Source organism: Streptomyces sp. 13-12-16, from assembly GCF_002114215.1.
GTDB lineage: Bacteria > Actinomycetota > Actinomycetes > Streptomycetales > Streptomycetaceae > Streptomyces.
This window is the reverse complement of sequence record NZ_NCTE01000903.1, coordinates 1-361: the sequence shown is the minus strand read 5'-3', so window position 1 is coordinate 361 and position 361 is coordinate 1. Positions and strand designations below refer to the sequence as shown.

Sequence of the window (361 nt, the reverse complement as noted above, 5' to 3'; positions counted from 1 at the left end):
CTGCGCACCGGCGACCTCGGTTTCCTGCGGGACGGCCGGCTGTGTGTCAGCGGCCGGCACAAGGACGTGCTCTTCGTCAACGGCCGTACGTTCCACGCCCCGGACATGGAGGAGGTCGCGGCGGCCACGCCCGGGGTGCCGCCGGGGACGACGGTGGTGGTCGGGTCGACCGACCCGGTGACCGGCGGGGAGCGGGTGGTGGTGTTCGTGGCCTGGGCCCGGCCGCCGCGTTCGGCGGCCGGGGTGCTGGACCGGGTCGCGGGGCGGGTCCGGGCGGCGCTGGGCCACGACGACGTGCGGGTGTTCGCGCTGCCGCCGTCCGCCTTCCCGCGCACGACCAGTGGCAAGGTGCGGCGGCAGC

Annotated in this window: 1 pseudogene; it reads left to right on the top strand. The window is 77.0% G+C overall.

What is annotated here, in order from left to right:
* A pseudogene (locus tag B7767_RS31545) lies at positions 1–361 on the top strand (fatty-acid--CoA ligase); the annotation flags it as partial.